This is a genomic window from Algiphilus sp., from assembly GCF_965216485.1.
Lineage (GTDB): Bacteria > Pseudomonadota > Gammaproteobacteria > Nevskiales > Nevskiaceae > Algiphilus.
This window is the reverse complement of record NZ_OZ244162.1, coordinates 1488882-1506643: the sequence shown is the minus strand read 5'-3', so window position 1 is coordinate 1506643 and position 17762 is coordinate 1488882. Positions and strand designations below refer to the sequence as shown.

Genomic DNA, 17762 nt, shown 5'->3' with positions numbered 1-17762 from the left:
GCCCTGAGGCGGGGCGTGCCGTATTCCGGCGCATCGTCCGGACGGGCCCGGCGTGGCTGGTCGCGGCGCGGGACCGGATACGTTCCAGCCGCTACTGCTCCGGGCGCATTTGCGGGAACAGCAGGACGTCGCGGATCGACGCGGAATCCGTGAAGAACATGGCCAGGCGATCCACGCCGATGCCAGCCCCGGCGGTGGGCGGCATGCCATATTCGAGGGCGCGGATGTAGTCGGCGTCGTAGACCATGGCCTCATCGTCGCCGGCATCCTTGGCCGCCACCTGCGCCCGGAAGCGCTCGGCCTGATCGTCCGGGTCATTCAGCTCAGAGAAGCCGTTGGCGACTTCGCGCCCCGCGAGGAAGAATTCGAAACGGTCGGTGACGTCCGGATTGTCGTCGTTGCGCCGCGCCAGCGGCGAGACCTCGGCCGGATAGGCGGTAATGAAAGTGGGCGCGCTCAGGCGGTGCTCCACCGTCTTTTCGAACAGCTCGGTGAGCAGCTTGCCCCACCCGTAGCTGTCCTTGACATCCCCTCCCGCAGTGCGCGTCACCTCGGCAAGCCGCGCGCGGTCATCGAGTACCGCGGGGTCCAGGTCCGGATTGTGCGCCAGCACCGCTTCGCGCATGGTCATGCGGGCAAAGGGCTGGGACAGATCGTAGTCCGTCCCCTGGTAGTGCACGGTGGTGGTACCGAGCACCGCAAGCGCAGCATCGCGTACCAGATGCTCGATGCGCTCCATGACGTCGCGATAATCGCTGTGCGCCTGGTAGAACTCGAGCATGGTGAACTCGGGATTGTGCCGCGTGGACAGTCCCTCGTTGCGGAAATTGCGATTGATCTCGTAGACCCGCTCGAAACCGCCGACCACCAGCCGCTTCAGATAGAGCTCCGGGGCGATGCGCAGATACATGTCCCGGCCCAGCGCGTGGTAATGCGTCACGAAGGGCTTGGCCGCCGCGCCACCTGGAATGGGCTGCAGCATGGGCGTCTCGACTTCGATGAAGTCGAGGGCATCGAAGAAATCCCGCATGAAGCGCAACAGCCGCGTGCGTCGACGGAAGGTCTCGCGCGCCGCGGCATTCATCGTGAGATCGACGTAGCGCTGGCGATAGCGTTGCTCGACATCGGTCAGCCCGGCCCATTTCTCGGGCAGCGGACGCAGTGACTTGACCAGCAGACGGATGCGCTCGGCCTTGATGGTCAGCTCGCCCGCCTTGGTGCGGAACATGCTGCCTTCCAGGCCCACGATGTCACCAACATCCCAGGTCTTGAAGGCCTTGTAGCAGTCCTCGCCGACGGCATCGCGCTGCAGGAAGGCCTGGATGCGGCCGCTGCTGTCCTGCACGCTGATGAAACTGGCCTTGCCCATGACCCGCTTGGCCATGATGCGTCCGGCCACGGCGTGGCGATGCGCCTGTTGCTCCAGGCCCTCGTCGTCGAGCCCGCCATAGAGACCGTGCAGGCACTCGGCGGTGGCGTCCGGGCGGAAGTCGTTCGGATAGCTCTGGCCCAGGGCGCGCAGCGCGGCGAGCTTCTCCCGCCGCTGAGCGATGACGAAATTCTCGTCGCTGTCCTGAGTCTGTTTGCTGTTCTTCTGGTCGCTCATAGTCCCTGCTTCAGACTGGCCTCGATGAAGGGGTCGATATGCCCGTTGAGCACGCGCTGGGTATCGCTGATCTCGACATTGGTGCGCAGATCCTTGATGCGCGACTGATCCAGTACATAAGACCGGATCTGATTGCCCCAGCCAATGTCGCTCTTGCTGTCCTCCACGGCCTGGCGCTCGGCCTCGCGCTTGGACATCTCCAGCTCGTAAAGGCGGGCGCGCAGCATCTTCATCGCCTGGTCGCGGTTCTTGTGCTGGCTGCGTTCGTTCTGACAGGCCACGACCACCCCGGTGGGCAAGTGCGTCAGCCGGACTGCGGAATCGGTCTTGTTGACGTGCTGTCCACCGGCGCCGGAGGAACGGTAGGTATCCACGCGCAGATCGGCCGGATTGATCTCGATCTCGAAACTGTCATCGATCTCGGGAGAGACGAAGACGGCGGCAAAGGAGGTGTGGCGACGCGCGCCGGAGTCGAAGGGCGATTTGCGCACCAGTCGATGAACACCGGTTTCGGTACGTAGCCAACCGAAGGCGTAGTCGCCGCGCACCATCAGCGTGGCCGACTTGATGCCGGCGACGTCGCCTGCCGAACACTCCATCAGTTCATGCTCGAAGCCGTGCTCATCGCACCAGCGCAGATACATGCGCAGCAGCATCTCGGCCCAATCCTGCGCCTCGGTACCGCCGGAGCCGGCCTGAATGTCGAGGAAGGCGTTGGTCGCATCCATCTCCCCGGAGAACATGCGCTGGAACTCCAGCTTCTCGGCGCTGCTGCGATAGCGCTCGACATCCGCGCCAATCTCGTCGATGGTCCCGCGGTCGTCCTCGGCCTCGGCCATCTCCAGCAGTTCGAGTGCGTCGGCCAGGCCGGACTCCGCCTCCTGCAGCGGCTGGACCACCTCGATCAGGCGGGCGCGTTCGCGACCCAGCGACTGCGCCTCCTCGGGCTTGTTCCAGACCTCGGGATGCTCGAGCTCGCCGTCGATTTCGGCGATGCGATCCTGCTTTTCCTGGTAGTCAAAGATAGCCCCGCAGCGCGTCGAAACGCGCCTGCAGGGCTGTGATCTCTTGCTTGATGTGGTGGGCTTCCATGGCGTAACGCGACCGTCATGCTTGTCGTGAAGGAGCGCGAGTGTACGCACTGCGCGCTCTGGACGCACGCGCGCGCGGGCCTGTCCGGCGCCGACACAATGAGGACTGCCGCTGCTATAGTCTGACGACGCGCTTCGGGAGTCTTGCGCACACCATTCAGGGGAGAATTCATGGTCAAACGAGTCACTACGGCGCTTCTGGCTGCCGCAGGCATCGCCTACGCCACACAGGGTGCCGCCCAAATCGAAGACAAGCGGTATTACATCGCCCCCAGCTTTTCCTATTCCGTGGTCGATGGCGACCGGATGACGGACAACGGCCTCGGCGGCCAGATTGCCCTCGGCAAGAGCCTGACGCGCAATCTCACCTTCGAACTCAATGGCTTCTATGAAACCTACGACGCCGAGTTCACTAACCAGAGTGGCGAACTGACCGGCATTGGTCTCGCACTCAACATGTTCCCGGTGGAAGAGCGCAGCGATTTCTTCATTCGCGCGGCGCTGCATTACGGCGAAACCACCGATGCGCCCTGCACCGTCCAGCCCGGTTTCACCAGCTGCAAGAACGATTACGACAGCGTGGTCTTCGACTTCGGTGCCGGTGCACTGATCAAGGCGCCTTTCCTGAACTTCATCAATGAAGGGACCGCCATCCGGCCCGAAGTGGTCTATCGCATGGACTCCCACGAAGAGGACTCGGTCGGCCGTGGCAATGGTGATGCCTTCTATGACGCCGTCTTCCGCATCGGCCTGCAGATTCCGCTCGGCAGCATCTACGAGGAGCCGAAGGAACCAGAGAAGGAAGCCCGCGTAGTCGAAGCAGACCGGCCGACGTGTCCCGCCTACCCGAATCTGCCCTCCGATGTGGCTGTAGGTGCGGATGGCTGTCCGCTGGACGATGACGCCGACGGCGTACCGAATTTCGAGGATCAGTGCCCGGGCACACCGGCCGGCACCGCGGTCAATGCGCAGGGTTGTGAACTGCCGCTGTCGCAGTGCCGTCCGCCCTTCCCGGGCGAAGACACCGACGATCGCGGCTGCGCCATGGGCGATACGGTGGTGCTGCGCGGCGTCACTTTCAACTTCGACAGCGCGCGGATCACGCCGGATGCCCGCGTCATCCTCGATGAGGTGGCTGACGTGCTCCTCGACGAGCCGGGCCTGGTGGTCGAGATCGGCGGGCACACCGACAGCAAGGGCGCCAGCGCCTACAACCAGCAGCTGTCCAGCGAACGCGCCGATGCTGTCGTCGACTACCTACTGGATCGCGGCGTTGCACCGGACCAGCTGGAAGCCGAGGGTTACGGCGAGTCGCAGCCCATCGCCAGCAATGACACCGAAGACGGTCGCGAGATGAACCGTCGCGTCGAACTCCGCATTCTGGAGACGCGCGACGACGTCTAGGCGCCACACGGCGAGCGCGTGCCATACAGGCCCCGCCTTCCGGCGGGGCCTTTTTTGTGCTGCGCGCTGAGCGTGTTGCAACAGCGTCGTCCAGTCGCGCCTTGCCAGCAGGCACTGGGCTGCGCATGCTGGTCTGATGAGCACGCCAGAAAACCGCGCGGAAAGACCGAACAGCCTGCGCGAGGCGATCACCCGACAGTGCATCGACCCGGTGGTCTTATTGCACCCGTCGGGCATGACCGTCTCGGAGGCCTTTCCAGGCGAGAGCCGGCAGCACCAGTCCACCGACGAGATCGCCAAGGCGCTGGAGCCGCCGCGCGCCGGACTCGCCATTCTCACGGCAGAGTGGCTGCGGATGGCCGCGGAGGAGGACAGGCTGGAGCGAGAATTAGCCGCCTTGCGCGACCTCTATGCCCAGGCAGTGCTTGCCGTCGCCGATTCCGCCTGTCCACTGGCGCCCGCACAATGGCGGTCGCTGGGATTTCTGCCCCACTGGCATGACGAGGAAGCAGGGCTGACGCTGCAGGGCTTCAACCTCTACGACTACAAGCACCGCCCGGACTGGCTCAATGCCAAGCACTGGGCCAATCCGGAACTGTGGGACGTCTACCGCTGGTAGCGGCGGCTCAGCGCTGGCGCTTGAAGACGCTGGTGACCTTGATCAGCCCGTTGATGCCGCGCACGACCGCATCCGGCACGGCCAATGGCCGGTCGAACATCGAGCCCATCATCTTCTTGAACTTGTCGCTGTAGGGCGGGAACATCAGGTTCGGATCGCCCACCGGCGGGCCCTCTTCCACGATGGAACGCTGGTTGGAGCACTCCAGGAAGGTGAAGTGGCCACCAATGCGGCCGATGCCGCTGGCGTTGACGCCACCGAAAGGCAGATGGGGATTGGTCCCCGACTGGATCATGTTGTGATTGACCACGGTACTGCCAGCCGTGGTGCGCGCCAGGAACCAGTCGATGGCCTCCCGGTCCTTGGCATAGATGTACAGCGCCAGCGGCTTCGGTCGACGCTTGATGGTCTCGATGACCTCATCGCGCTCCGTCCAGCCCACGACCGCGATGGCCGGGCCGAAGATTTCCTCCTGCATGATGCGCATGTCTTCCTTCACATCGCTGATCACGCAGGGGTCGATGTGCCGGGCAGCCGGGTTGCGTCCGCCGCCGCAGTGGAAGGTGGCGCCCTTGTCGCGGGCATCGTCGAGCAAGGCCGCGACCCGCTCGAAGTGGCGGTCGTTGATGATGCAGGGATACTCCGGACTGGCCTCGAAACCCGCGCCCTCCGGGTTGTACATCTCGTGGATGTTGCGTGCCAATGCCTCGCAGAAGGCCGCCTTCACCGATTCATGCACCAGCGCGTAGTCGGGGGCGATGCACACCTGTCCGGCATTGCTCAGGCGGCCCCAGGCCACCTTGCGCGCGGTTTCCTCGATATCGGCGCTGGCGTCGATGATGGTGGGATTCTTGCCACCCATCTCCAGCGTGACCGACGCGAAATGCTCGGCCGCCGCCTTCATCACCAGTCGGCCAACCTGATGCCCACCGATGTAGAAGATGTGGTTGAAGGGCTGCTGCAGCAGTTCCTGCGCGACCTCCGGTCCGCCCTGGAGCACGGTGAAGACATCGGGCTCGACGGCGCGCGACACGATATCCGCGAGCACCGCCGCCGAGCGCGGCGCCAGCTCGGAAGGCTTGAGCAGCACGCTGTTGCCTGCCGCCAGGGCGCCCACCGCGGGCACCAGGCCGATGGCATAGGGCGCGTTCCAGGTGCCCAAGGTGAGTACCACGCCCTTGGGCTCGTAGCGGATGTAGGACTTCTTGCCGAGCGTCATCAGCGAGCCCTTCACCGGCTCCGGCTTCATCCATTCGGCGAGGTGCTTGCAGGCGTACTCGATCTCGCCCTTGACCATCAGCAGCTGCTGATCGATGTCGGTGTTGCACAAGCCAAGCTCGGCGTGTGCCGCTTCGTAGATGGCATCGCGCGCCGCCATGGTCTCCTCCAGCAAACGCTGGAGCCGGCGGATGCGGACATCTGCCGACTCCAGCGCCAGCGCGGGTGCGCGGGCGGCCAGTGCGGCAAAGGCGGATGAAACCTGACTGGTGGCGTTATCGGGCATGGGAATCAGACCTTGGCTGCCGGAATCTTGTAGGCGCCACGAATCAGCGCCTCGAAACTGCCAGAAGGCAGCAGGCGGCTCATGACACCGAGTGGTTTGGCGTCGCTGCCCACGCAGTACCACGCCTTCAACTTGCGCTGAGCGACGATCTTCAGGATTTCGTCGGTGACTGCGTCCGGCGTGTTGCCCTTCTTCTCGATCATGTCGGGCAGCAGCTCGGTGATGCCGCGCTTGAGGTAGTCGGCATAGGTCGACTTGACCGGCTCCGGCTGCGCGTTCCAGGAGCCCAGCGTGGTCTCCCGGGAATTGGCCGTCATGCCCGTCTTCACCGCACCCGGCCAGATCGAGGTGACCTGTACGCCAAAGGGCGCCAGCTCGTTGCGCAGCGTCAGGGTCAGGCCATGAACGGCATGCTTGGACATGCTGTAGGCGCCCGCCATGGGCGGGCTCGCGAGCACCGCACCGGAGCCGAAGTTGAGGATCTTCGCGGGTCGCGCCGCGCGCCGCACCATCGGCAGAAACGACTGACACACACGAAGCTGGCCGAACGTATTGATCTCGAACAGCTTGGGCACCTGCTCCATGTCGACGCCCTCGATCAGACCGGACGCGACATTGGCCACCCCGGCCACATTCATCAGCAGATCGAGGCCGTCTCGGCCGAGCTGGGCCTCGACCTGCTCCGCGCTGGCACGTACCGAGGCGTTGTCGGATACGTCCTGCTCGATCACCGTGACGCCTGCGACTTCACTGAGGTCAGTCTCCGCGCCGGGCAGGACGCCGCCGAACACGCGCCAGCCCTGGGCGGCGAGCTTCTTGGCGAGCATGTTGCCCTGGCCGACAGCAGCGCCGGTGATGAATGCGGTCTTCATGGAGTCTCCTTGCGAATGCTTGTGCGCTCCCGCGCACCGCACGGGTGCGGTGCGCGGGGCTCGTCAACGTCTAGCGACCGCGGCGGGCCAGTCCTTCCGGGCTGAAGTTCGAGGGCTTCAGCGGTTCATTCAGCGTCCACCAGTCGTCACCGGACTGATTGACCAGATAGCCCGCCTCGTAAGTCTGAGCCGTCAGGTCGTGATAGATCGTGGCGCCGCGATGGAAGGTCTGCGACTGGGGCGAGAAGAAGTAATTCACGAAGTTCACGCGCCACAGCTCGCCGCGCTTGTCGTAGTTGTCAGCCCATACCGCCAGCCAGGTGTCTTCGTCGGCGTAGACCACGCGCTTGCCGTAGTTGTGGCGTACGCCTTCCTTCTGCGTGCCTTCGATGACCCACACCCGGTGCAACTCATAGCGCACGTATTCGGCGTTGATCGTGTGCTTGCCGATCAGCTCGTCGAGGCTGAGCGCGGGGTCGTTGATCTTGAAGTTGTGATAAGGGACATAGACCTCCTTGCGGCCCACCAGACGCCAGGTGAAGCGCTCGGGCGACCCGTTGAACAGGTAGTCGTCGTCCACGTTGCGCATGCCGGCAGGCGGCACCGGGTAGTCGAAGCCCACTTCGGGCGCCTGTCGCACACGCCGCAGGCCGGGCTGGTACTGCCAGGAGTTGGTGGCGTCGTCGGAGAAGTTGTTGGGCTGGTAGCCCACCGCCGTGAATCCGGCATCGCGCGGCGGCTCAAGGTACTCCTGGTAGAAGTACGCGTTGATCTTGTCCGTATAGGAGCGGCGCTCATTCGGGTCCGGGTGCGTCCCCGTGTTCATGGTCTTGAAGTTGACCCGTCCGTTGGCCACCTGACCATCCGAATAGACATTGCGAATGTCGTACACCGCCTGCTCGGTCCACGCGCGGTGCGGATTGATGACGTTCCAGATCGCTTCCAGGCCATTCTTGGGGAAGGGGAAAGGATGGGCACCGGTGACACCGGTGATACCCAGACCGTCGTCGAGAATCTCGGCCATGGTGGCGTTCTTCTTGACGGCATCACATACCCAGTCGCGGAACTTGAAGTCCCGGTGGCTGGGATAGACCTTCATGTAGAACTCTTCCGGGTACTTCTCCAGCAGCGCCTTCTGGCCTGGCGTCAGCTTGTCGGCGTACTCGGCCATATTGCTGGCCCGGATGGTGAACAGTGGCTGCTCATCGGCGTAGGGACCGGGAAGGTAGCCCCCCTTGCCTTCCGCACCAGGCCAGCTGCCCTGGAACTTGCCGGTGTATTCGGCCACACCGCTTTCACTGCCGGCGCGAATCGCGCCCATGCAGGTGTACTTCTCTCCGCCCAGCTCGGCTGCCTTTTCCGCCGAAACTTTCGCGAAGGCCGTGCTCGTGCCGAGTGCCGAAACCGCCATGGCGGCCAGGGCAAGATGGCGGAGCGCTGTATGTACGTGCATCGTGGTGTCCTCCGTCGCGCACCAATGCGGTGGCAGCAGTTGTTATGAAATGGTCCTAAAGCGCAGGTAAGAAGCCAGCGTCACGATAGTGTGCACGCTGGATGTTTCCGTCATCGTCCAAACTGACGACTAGCGATAGTCATCCAGTAGCGACCGACCGGCTTCGGCTTCCTGCTCTCCGCGCTTCTCGATATCGGCCGCGACAAACTTCTCCAGACGCTTGCCGACTACCGGAATATTCGCCTTGATGTCCCACTCGTAGCGCGCCACGCAGGCGTCATCACCGTCGGCTTCGATACGGGCGCTGCAGTGCATTGCCAGCGGAATCCCCTGCGGCTCGGCAGTGATGTCGCCGCTGCCGTTCTTGAGATCCCAGACTTCGGTATGGACCACTGCACCGGCGCCCTTTTTCACGCCCGGCAACTGCACGGGCAGCTGGCGCGAAATCCGGATGCGCGCGCGCTCTGCATCGGCTGCGTGCTCGACGATCTCGTAGTTGGCAATCCCCAGTTTCTCCAACTTGCGCTCGTGAAAGGCGCGGTCCGAGAACATCTTCAGCACCACGTCGGCCGGTGCCGGGTAGCGTGATTCGGTCTGGTGTTTCATGCAGTCTCCTCAGGATGCGGCTGTGGCTCAGCCGACGTAGGGTTCAAAAGCGGATTTGGGGGACCCGCACTCCGGACAGGTCCAGTCCTCGGGCAGGTCATCGAAGCGGGTGCCGGCGGCAATGCCATGGTCCGGCAGACCTTCGGCCTCGTCATAGATGAAGCCGCAGATGACGCAGATCCATTGCTGCATTTCAGGCAGCCTCGCCGGCAGCGCCGCAATGGGTCTTCACGCGCAGACGGGTGATGCGACGCGCATTGTGGTGGCTGTAGTCATAGTCGATATCGCCGTCCCCGTTGAGCAGCTCGGCGCGCGGGAAGCGGCGCATGAACTCGCTGATCATCAAGCCACCCTGCACGCGCACCAGATAGGTTCCGATGCAGAAATGCGCGCCGGCGCCGAAGACCAGATTGCCGTCGAGGTTGCGCTCGATATCGAGCCGGTCCCAGTCCGGATACTTGGCCGGGTCGTGCCAGGCGGCCGAGAGATTGACCAGCAGGCATTGGCCCTTGCCGATGCGTTGACCGGCAAACTCGGCATCCTCGGCGGCAAAGCGGAAGAACGGAAATTTCCCCATCGAGCCATGGCGCAGGAGCTCGATGATGGCGTTCTCCATGCGCTCCGGATGCGCTCGCAACCGCTCCATCTGCTCCGGGTTCTCCAGCAGTCCCTTCAGAGCGTAAGTGTGCAGGTCGGTCGCGGTGTCCGAGCCGGCGGTGATCAGCGCCAGGATGATGGACAGGATGTCGTAGTCGTCCAGGCTGTCGTCACCGTCGCGTGCGGCAATCAGGCTGCCCAGGAAGTCGTCTCCGGGGTGTTCCAGCGCCCGTCGCTGCTGGATCATCTGCTTGAAGAAGTCGAACCCCGGCAGCGTCGCCTGCACGGCACGCTCGCGCTCTTCCGGCTTCAGATTCGGACGCGTCGAGAGCACGACGTTGAGCGCAAAGTCATGGAAGAAGTCCTCCATGTCCGTTGGCACGCCTACCATGCGTGCGATGGCGCGTACCGGGAGCTTGGTGGCGATGGCCTCGTAGACGTCGAAACTCTCGGGCTCCCCGATGTCGTCGAAGCAGGCTGTGACCAAATCGCGGATCTTGCCGTCGATCTTGCCCATTACTGGCTTGGAGAAGGCCGGCATGGTGAGTCGGCGCAGCTTGAGGTGTGCACGCGGATCGACCACGAAGAGCGAGTGGTCGAAGACGTGATCCCAGTCGTTCTTGTCGGCCTCCGCCTTCTCCGGCGGGGCGTGTTCCCAGAGCCGGAAATTGGGCGAAAACCGCTGATCCTTCAGCAGCGCACCGCACAGCTCATGGGAGTTGACTACCCACATCTGGAGATCGCGGTGCCAGGCGATGGGATAGTCGCGCAGCAAGCGCTGCCAGGTATCGGTGGGCGAACGGATGAACTCGGGCGAAAAGGGATTGAATACCGTTCCGTCGATCTCGATTCGACCCGCGGGGGCGTTATCGTGCATGGGAGGTCTCCTTGTCGGCCGGCTCGGCAGTCATGCCCGGCGTGGCGCTTTGGGTTGTCGCTTCGGTGAAGGTCGGAGGCGGCAGTCTTTCCCCCCGCTCGTGGGCAAAGCCCTGCAGCAAGGCAATCAGTGCCGCACGCCAGTGCGCCTCGCCGTCGGCGCGGTAGGCCGCGAGGCCGCGGCGCACATGCGGAAAACGCTCCGTCTCCTGCGCGTCCAGCGCGCGCTGCATTGCGACCACGGCCTGCGTGGTTCCACCCGCTGCACGCACTCCGGTGGCACCCGCGGCTGCGCCGATGGCGAGCATGGCAACGGCGTTGTGCAGGCGCATGCCTTCGGTCACCGCCACGCCGCACTCCGCCAGCCGGCGCAGAAAGGGTTCGAGGAAGACCATCTCCGCCTCGGGTCCGAGACGCCCGGCGAGCAATTCGCTGATCAATTGCGGCTCGCCGAGAAAGACTTCGCGCAGGCTGTCCGCATAGGACAGCACGACCTGCGACCAATGCAGCGATGAGGCCTGCTCCCATTCGGGTTGGCGTTGATTCAGTGCAAGTCGAAAGGCCGCCAGTCGCACCAGCTCGTCGCGGCCGCTGACATAGCGATAGAGCGTGGCCGCCCCTACACCCAGCTTCTGCGCCACGCGACGGGGCGTGACCTCGGTCAGGCCAATCTCGGTCGCCGCATCCAGAATCTGATCGAGGGTGACGGCCGGCGGCCGTCCCACGGAGCGCGCGCGTGCTCGGCGCGCCGTGCCGTCCTGCCAATCGGATGAAGTGTCTGCCATCAGCGCGATGCCTGTGCGAAATTCATTTCGAGACAGACATTCGCAAATGCGTTGTCGAACGGCCTCATCCGGATGGAGGAGACGCTCGATGCGCCCACCGACTCAGGCTGCGGGCGCAATCTCCACGGTCAGGCCAGAGGTATCGTCGTCGAGCGTGATCTGACAAGCCAGCCGGGAACCCGGGCGCAGCTCGACGAAATCTTCCAGCGCTTCCAGCATCATGGCCTCGTCCTCGCTGCGCTCAGGCAGCCGCGCGACCCATTCTTCCGACACGTAGACGTGACAGGTTCCGCAGGAGCACATACCACCGCACGTGCCTTCAACGCCCGTACTGGCGTCGCGGAGTACCTCCATCAGCGGGCAGCCGCTTTCTGCTTCGAGGGTCCGTGATTCGCCTTCACGGGTTGTCACATGCACTTGGGCCATGAGCCGTGTTGTCCTCCAGAGTCCATAAAAAAGGGGGCGGCGCAATGGCCGCCCCCGTCCTCGCGCGTATCTAGATTTTTGCCAGCGTCTCTTCATCCGCAACGTAGAACTGCTTGAACCACTTGCGGAATTGAAGCACAGGACCATCCCCGTCGCAGAGCAGCGGATTGGGGCGATACTTCTTGTGATTCCAGACGATGAAGTCGACGCTCTCGAAGCCGGCGCTTTCCTCGCCTTCGGCCTCGCCGATCATGTGATCGACGATCTTCTTGGCGATCATCAGCTCCTGCGAGCCTTCCGCATAATCCTTGTGCCGGAAGCTCATGTTCATCTGGCTCTTGTCGACGTCGATCGGCTGGGTGTAGCTGATCATGGTCGCGCTCACGCCATTCTGGGTGAACTCGAAGACATTCAGCCCGGGGCCATAGCCACGGCCCACGATGTAGCCGTTGGCCATGTTGATGTCGATGATGTGGCCGTCGAAATTGACTTCAGCCGGCGGAATGGCTTCGGCGCCGTGCAGGAACTTCAGGTGGGCGAAGTCGACTCCGTTCTCGGCGATCTCCTGGATCGCGGTATGCGCCGTCCACGAACCCTTGCGGTCACCGGTCCAGCCGCTCTCGTCCTCAATGGCAGGGATGTAGGGCAGTTCCCAGCTCGGTGCTTCGCACTTGGGGTGATACCAGGCCCAGATCATGCCGTACTTCTCGACCACCGGCAGGGTGCGCAGGATGGCCTGCTTCTTGGTGATCGGCGGCGCCACCTTGCCGTAGGGGATCTTCTTGCACCAGCCCTCGGGGTCGTACTCCCAGTGGTGGAAGGGGCAACGGATGTTCTCGCCAACAACCTTGCCACCATGCCCGATGTGGGCGCCGAGGTGCGGGCAGTACGGATCGGTCATGCCGACCTTGCCAGACTCGCTGCGGAAGAGCACCCATTCCTGGCCGAAGATATAAACGTTGCGAATCTCCTCCTTTGCCAGATTCTCCGAGAAGTCCACATGGAACCAACCGGCGGGAATCGGGAAGGGGCAGCGCTCGAGCTGTTGGGATTCGAGCAGCTGCTGAAGATTGATGGCACCCATGGAAAACGCCTCCTGCTGCGTATGGCAATGACGGCGGGGATACACAGCCCACGCCTTGAGAGTAGACCCATAGTGCGCAGGGTAGCCTGCCCTGTCCTACTCCATTCAGGTGATAGTTGTGCGCCCCTCATGCCATACCGCAACAGGGCGCACGCGCGACAGATCGGAGCGCGCACCCGCCCAATCAGTATCCAGCAACAGCATGTCGGCACGCGCCCCTATGCCAAGGGCTCGGCGGCGCCCCGGGGCCCCCACATCGCCGGCCGTGGCGTCAAAGGCAGCCTCGGGCGTCATGGCATCCTGCGGGCCGATGACGACGCCGGACGCGGTCCTCCGGTCTACCGCCGCCTGCATGGCGCGCCAGGGGTCGATGCCGGCGTAGGGCGCATCGCTGCTCAGCGCCAGAGGGATGCCCGCGCGCTGCAGACTCGCCAGCCGGTAAAGGTGGGCTTGATCATCGGGCTCGACTTCACGCAGATAGTCATCGCCACGCTCCGCAATGAGGGCTGGCTGGGTAACGACGATAAGGCCCAGCTTCGCCATCTGTTCCACTGCCTCCGGTGGCGCCACCGAAGCGTGCTCGATGCGGTCGCCGGCGCGCACACCGGTTTCGGACAGGGCAGCGAGCGCGAAGGTGAGATCGACCCGGCTCACGCAGTGTATGGCCACATTGCGGCCCACCGTGTGGGCGGCACGAATCTGCGCCTTGAACACGCCAAACTCCGGCAGCGCGTGATCATGCAGATGGAATTTGCGCGCCCCGACCCGGATCCGCCGGTCGCCCAGCTCAAGCCGTCGATTCAGATCCGTGCCGCCCATCACCAGCAGATCCTGCAGCAGCTCACCCTGCTGCTGGACCTCGACAAAGTGCCCGTAATCCTGCGCGTCATTGCTGTGCGTGCAGTCGGTGACCGCCGTCACTCCCATGGCCCACAGCTGTCGACTGAGCGCGCGCAGACAGGGCCGCGTCACGCTCAATCGCGCGCGCAGCCAGGTGTCGCTGTCGTAGAGCAGACCGGTTGCGGCGCCTTGGTCGTCCCGCTCAAGCGGCGGGCGTGCCGCAACCGGATCGACGCCGATCTCGCGCAGCGCGGCGCTGTTCAGAATCCACAGCCGACCGCTGCGGTGCTGAATACGCACGGGCCGCTCCGGCAACACCCGATCCAGCCAATGGCGGTCGAGTGCTGTTCCACCGCCGGCAAAGAGGGCGTCGTGATAGCCCACGCCGCGCAGCCACCCTGCCCCCTCTCGCGCCGTATCGGCAGCACGTAGCGCCCGCGCCAGGCCATCGGCATCGCCGCAGGCGGCCGTGGAGCAATCCACAGAGGCCAATGCTGCTGCCGTGCCCAGCAAGTGAATGTGGTGATCACACAGGCTCGGCAGCAGGGCGCGACCTTGCGCGGTCGTCTCCTCCTCGCCACGCGCTCGCTGCAATCGCGGTGCGATGGCCGTGATGAGCCCATCCTCGATTCGGACATCGGCCCTTCGCTGGCCGAAGTCCAGCTCGGCATCGCGGATCAGCACGGCATGGCTCGCGGCGGCAACAGTCGCGCATTGTCTGCGCCCAAGGCTGCCGCGGACCCCGGTGGGTCGTGCCAGACGGGCGGCTGCGGCATCAGACCGCGCGCTTGCAGCGCGCGCTGCCATTGCTGGGCGCGTGCACGCCAGGGCGTATCCACGCCTGCGGAGGTGATCACATGCCCGACGACATCGCGCAGTGCCAGCGCGCGCAGGCCACCGCCTCCGCGCAGCCATCCCTCCCAGGCCGCCAGCGCGGCATGCAGGCCCGTCAGCGGATCGGCCAGGGCGTCACCAACGAAGCAGGCGCGGCCGTACGCCTCCGCCATGATCCACCCCAGGCCGGCGGCCATCGCGGCATCATCACCAAAGGCCACACGCTCGGCATTGTCGCCTTCGCGGCCGTAGCCAGTGATGGCAATCCACGTGAGGCCCGGCCGCTCGGCGAGCAGGGCTTCGGCATGAATGCCAAGTTGGCGCAGACCGCGCGGCCGCGCCGCCTCGATGACGATGTCCGCCTCGCGCAGCAGTGTCAGCAGTTGGCTGCGACCCTCGGCCGTCTCCAGCGCCAGCGCCACACTGGCCTTGCCCGCGTGCAGTCGATCAAAAAAGGCCGGATGCCCCTGGCGCGCACCGTCGGGACGCTGCCGGGTCTCCACCTTGATGACCTCCGCGCCCATGCGCTGCAGCAGATGGCTGCACAGCGGTCCGGCCCACAGACTGGAAAGATCGACGACGCGCGGCCTGCGGTCAGGCACCGTCGCAGGCGCCATCGCAAGGCGGGCGTCCGGCTGCATCCAGGGAGCGTACCGACGCGGTGGACCCACTGCCGTCACGGGCAGGCCGAGCCATCGCGCACGTTCGAGCAGCGGCGCCTGCAGGCTGCCACGCAGGTGCTGCTCCAGATGCCCCCAATCCGTCACCGCCTCGCGCTCAAGCCACGCCGGTAGCAACGCCCAGTCGCTGTCACGCGCCAGATGCACGGCCAGCATTCCGTCACGGCAGGTCAGCAGACGACAGGCGCCCGCCGCGGAGCGATCGCCCTGGCGATGCAATCCAAGCAGCGCTGCACGCTCGGTGAGCAAGGCAGCGCCGTCGATGCCGTCGAGGGCGGCGCCGCCCGGCAGGCTTCGCAGCGCGGCCAGGGTGCCGTCGGCAGCCGCAGCCAGCGGCACCGGACAGACTTGCGCGGGCGTATCCGCGGCCCCGGTCAGCCAGTGCAGGCCACTGATGGCAGCGCGGACCGCCGGGTGTTCGCGTGGAGGCGCGGGAGTGGTCTGGCGCCCGAGATCGCGGAGCAGGCCATCGGCATATCGCCGCGCGAAGCAGCGATCCTCTGAGGGCGCGGGTGGCGCGATCAGCCCTGGCGCTGCGCCCACAGCCATTCGGCGCGGCGCTTCACCGCAGCATTCATGCCGGCGAAACCCGACCGAAGTCGTGCGCCGAGCAGCCCCCGGACCACAGGCATCATCCAGCCGCGCAGCTCGAAGTGGGACTGATACTGACAGCGGTCTTCACCGTCGGCGCGAATGTCATGCCAACGCGCACTGGACAGCGCCCCCATGGGCACCGGCTTCATGCGGTAGGCAAAACGCCGGCCGGCCTCGTACTCGGTGATCCACTCGCGTTGCTGCTGCGGGCGCGCCATCAGGTGCACCGTCATGTCGATCGGGTCGCCCGGTTGCAGGGTGGAATCGCAGGCACTGACAAAGGGGTTCCACTCGCCGTAGCGCGGCAGGTCGGTAATGACCTCCCAGACCACGGCAGCGGGGGCTTCGATAGGCAAATTCTGCTCAAAGACAAAGGTGGCCATCAGGCGGGTACCGGTTCGGCAAGATCGTCGCGGATCACGCGGCGCAGCACCTTGCCCATCTCATTGTAGGGAAGGCTGTCGTAGAAACGCACCACCTGCGGCACCCGCGAGGAACGCAACTGGCCGCGCACCAGATCCTGCAGCGCCTCGGCCGAGACCTGCTGCCCGGGTGCCAGCACCACGGCCGCACCCACGCCTTCTCCCCACTGATCATCGGGTACGGCCACCACCGCGGCATCGGCCACGGCCGGGTGCGCCATCAGCACATCCTCGACCTCGCCCGGCGAGATGTTTTCACCGCCGCGCACGATGACATCGTCCGCGCGACCATCAAGATAGAGATAACCCTCGGCATCGAGGAAGCCGCGATCCCGGGTCGGGAACCAGCCCTCGGCATCGAGCTGGCTGCCCAGAGAGAGATACTCGCCGGACACCTGCGGCCCGCGCACGAAGACAAGACCGGCCTCCTCGGGCCCGAGCACGCGCTGGTCCTCGTCGCGGATCTGGATCTCCACCGCGCCGGTGGGCTGCCCCGCGGAGGAAAGCCGGCGGCGGATCTTGGGATCATCGCTGGCAATGGCCAGGCGATGGTCATCCGGGCCGAGCACGGCCACCGTGGAACTGGTCTCGGTCAGGCCGTAGGCATTGGTGAAGTCGACCTGCGGCAGCAGCTGCATGGCGCGCTCGATGGTGGCCTGCGGCATGCGGCCGCCGCCGTAGGCGATGGCGCGAAGGCTGGGCAGTCCCGCCCCGCCCTCGCCGTCGAGTACGTCGATGATGCGGCTGAGCATGGTCGGCACCACGAAGGCGTTGCTCGCCGATTCCTCGCGGCAGGCCCGCACCCAGGCCTGCGGTTCGAAGGCGCCAATGGTGGCCATGCGCCGCGCGGCATAGGTGGAACTGAGAATCGCCGAAATCCCGGCGATGTGATACGGCGGCACACTGACCAGATTGGCGTCGGTCTCCTCGGCGGCGCCGAATTCGACAGTGCCGATGATGTAGGCGCTCAGATTCTCGTGGCGCAGCACGGCGGCCTTGGGCGCTCCGGTGGTGCCGCTGGTGAACAATTGCACGGCAATGGTGGCGGGATCCTCCGCCGCGGTGGAGGCGGCACCGGCCGCCGCCTGGGCTGCGGCCAGGAAATCCGCGCGCTTCATCAGCGTCAGTCCCTCGCGCGGCTGGATGCGCCCCTCGGCCTCCGGCCCCACCACCAGCAATGCAGGTGCCACCCGGCCGAGCAAGGCTTCGAGTTCGTCGTCGGTCAGGCGATAGTTCAGCGGCACATAGGGAACGGCCGCGTGCGCCGCGCCAAACAGGGCCACGGCGGTCGCCTGACTGTTGACGTCCAGAAAGGCCAGATGCGAGGCACCGGATTCGCGCACCACCTGGGCCGCGCCCAGTGCCAGCGCCTGCAACTGCGCAAAACTGATGCGGGTGCCGTCGTGCGAGATGGCGACACGGTCGCCGAAGGCCTCGGCGCTCATGTCGAGCAGCATGGTGATGTTCAT

The 17762-nt window shown here is 65.1% G+C and carries 17 protein-coding genes; 2 read left to right on the top strand and 15 right to left on the bottom strand.

The window, feature by feature from the left end:
* Positions 1–91: 91 nt before the first annotated feature.
* A complete protein-coding gene (gene lysS, locus ACOOFO_RS06955) occupies positions 92–1606 on the bottom strand; it encodes a lysine--tRNA ligase (protein WP_420429302.1) in 1515 nt (504 codons plus the stop codon).
* Positions 1603–2698 (bottom strand): peptide chain release factor 2 gene (gene prfB, locus ACOOFO_RS06950; protein WP_420429300.1). Its coding sequence is split into 2 segments (ribosomal slippage): positions 1603–2625 and positions 2627–2698, totalling 1095 coding nucleotides; the frame shifts between segments, so codons are not numbered across the junction. The genes lysS and prfB overlap by 4 nt, the downstream gene beginning before the upstream one ends.
* 170 nt (positions 2699–2868) lie before the next feature.
* On the opposite strand from prfB, the gene ACOOFO_RS06945 reads away from it, so the two are divergent.
* Together ACOOFO_RS06945 and ACOOFO_RS06940 are read left to right on the top strand one after the other, a co-directional pair.
* A complete protein-coding gene (locus ACOOFO_RS06945) occupies positions 2869–4101 on the top strand; it encodes an OmpA family protein (protein WP_420429298.1) in 1233 nt (410 codons plus the stop codon).
* 136 nt (positions 4102–4237) lie between these two features.
* Positions 4238–4720: a DUF6231 family protein gene (locus tag ACOOFO_RS06940; RefSeq protein ID WP_420429296.1), complete on the top strand. Its 483-nt coding sequence runs from the start codon at positions 4238–4240 to the stop codon at positions 4718–4720.
* A gap of 7 nt (positions 4721–4727) precedes the next feature.
* Here the strand turns inward: ACOOFO_RS06940 and ACOOFO_RS06935 are convergent, their stop codons facing one another.
* From ACOOFO_RS06935 to ACOOFO_RS06875, 13 genes are all read right to left on the bottom strand, one after another.
* Positions 4728–6224: an aldehyde dehydrogenase family protein gene (locus tag ACOOFO_RS06935; protein WP_420429294.1), complete on the bottom strand. Its 1497-nt coding sequence runs from the start codon at positions 6222–6224 to the stop codon at positions 4728–4730.
* A 5-nt stretch (positions 6225–6229) separates the two neighbouring features.
* A complete protein-coding gene (locus ACOOFO_RS06930; protein ID WP_420429292.1) occupies positions 6230–7096 on the bottom strand; it encodes an SDR family NAD(P)-dependent oxidoreductase in 867 nt (288 codons plus the stop codon).
* A gap of 70 nt (positions 7097–7166) precedes the next feature.
* Positions 7167–8549, bottom strand: a complete 1383-nt coding sequence (locus tag ACOOFO_RS06925; RefSeq protein ID WP_420429290.1) for a DUF1329 domain-containing protein — start codon at positions 8547–8549, stop codon at positions 7167–7169.
* Between the two features lie 129 nt (positions 8550–8678).
* Positions 8679–9155 carry a DUF2505 domain-containing protein gene (locus ACOOFO_RS06920; RefSeq protein ID WP_420429288.1) on the bottom strand — a complete coding sequence of 159 codons (477 nt, stop codon included), beginning with the start codon at positions 9153–9155 and terminating at the stop codon, positions 8679–8681.
* A gap of 27 nt (positions 9156–9182) precedes the next feature.
* Positions 9183–9347, bottom strand: coding sequence for a rubredoxin (locus ACOOFO_RS06915; RefSeq protein ID WP_420429286.1), 165 nt, complete (start codon positions 9345–9347; stop codon positions 9183–9185).
* Between the two features lies 1 nt (position 9348).
* Positions 9349–10629, bottom strand: a complete 1281-nt coding sequence (locus ACOOFO_RS06910) for a cytochrome P450 (RefSeq protein WP_420429284.1) — start codon at positions 10627–10629, stop codon at positions 9349–9351.
* A complete protein-coding gene (locus ACOOFO_RS06905; RefSeq protein ID WP_420429282.1) occupies positions 10619–11413 on the bottom strand; it encodes a TetR/AcrR family transcriptional regulator in 795 nt (264 codons plus the stop codon). Before ACOOFO_RS06905 ends, ACOOFO_RS06910 begins: the two co-directional genes overlap by 11 nt.
* Before the next feature lie 102 nt (positions 11414–11515).
* Positions 11516–11839, bottom strand: a complete 324-nt coding sequence (locus ACOOFO_RS06900; protein WP_420429280.1) for a 2Fe-2S iron-sulfur cluster-binding protein — start codon at positions 11837–11839, stop codon at positions 11516–11518.
* A gap of 70 nt (positions 11840–11909) precedes the next feature.
* Positions 11910–12923 carry a Rieske 2Fe-2S domain-containing protein gene (locus tag ACOOFO_RS06895; protein ID WP_420429278.1) on the bottom strand — a complete coding sequence of 338 codons (1014 nt, stop codon included), beginning with the start codon at positions 12921–12923 and terminating at the stop codon, positions 11910–11912.
* Positions 12924–13028: 105 nt separating this feature from the next.
* On the bottom strand, positions 13029–14447 hold the full coding sequence (locus ACOOFO_RS06890; RefSeq protein ID WP_420429276.1) for an amidohydrolase family protein: 1419 nt from the start codon (positions 14445–14447) through the stop codon (positions 13029–13031).
* Positions 14441–15826: a CoA transferase gene (locus tag ACOOFO_RS06885; protein ID WP_420429274.1), complete on the bottom strand. Its 1386-nt coding sequence runs from the start codon at positions 15824–15826 to the stop codon at positions 14441–14443. The genes ACOOFO_RS06890 and ACOOFO_RS06885 overlap by 7 nt, the downstream gene beginning before the upstream one ends.
* The gene (locus tag ACOOFO_RS06880; RefSeq protein WP_420429272.1) at positions 15799–16227 is read right to left on the bottom strand and encodes an SRPBCC family protein; all 429 of its coding nucleotides are present in this window, start codon (positions 16225–16227) and stop codon (positions 15799–15801) included. The genes ACOOFO_RS06885 and ACOOFO_RS06880 overlap by 28 nt, the downstream gene beginning before the upstream one ends.
* A 26-nt stretch (positions 16228–16253) precedes the next feature.
* On the bottom strand, positions 16254–17762 hold the full coding sequence (locus tag ACOOFO_RS06875; protein ID WP_420429270.1) for a class I adenylate-forming enzyme family protein: 1509 nt from the start codon (positions 17760–17762) through the stop codon (positions 16254–16256).